This is a genomic window from Marinomonas atlantica, from assembly GCF_001639725.1.
In the GTDB taxonomy this organism is placed as follows: domain Bacteria; phylum Pseudomonadota; class Gammaproteobacteria; order Pseudomonadales; family Marinomonadaceae; genus Marinomonas; species Marinomonas atlantica.
In genome coordinates, this window is record NZ_LTAW01000045.1 from 1 (window position 1) to 267 (window position 267).

Consider the following 267-nt stretch of genomic DNA (forward strand, 5'->3'; position numbering starts at 1 on the left):
TTTTTGCTTAGCTAACGCATCGAGGGAAAAAGAGAAATACGGCGCGCGTGGTTCAACAATTTTGATACCTTGGTCTGTCAAAAACGCTCGGATAAGGTCTAGGTTGTATTCATATTCTGGCTTAGCACTTTGCGAGCGCTTTTGTTTGATACGTTTGTTATAGAAGATTTGCGCCAGCTTAGTTGCAGGGGCGAGTCGGTATGGGATTTTTGCTTTCCAAACCAATAAAGCGTTATATGTCGTTGAGAATAAATTAATCGATGCATC

At 41.6% G+C, this 267-nt stretch carries 1 protein-coding gene; it reads right to left on the reverse strand.

Features of this window, described 5'->3' with window-relative positions:
• Positions 1 to 267: glycosyltransferase family 9 protein (locus AYW75_RS18495; RefSeq protein ID WP_407943042.1), on the reverse strand; the 267-nt coding region annotated here is incomplete at both ends.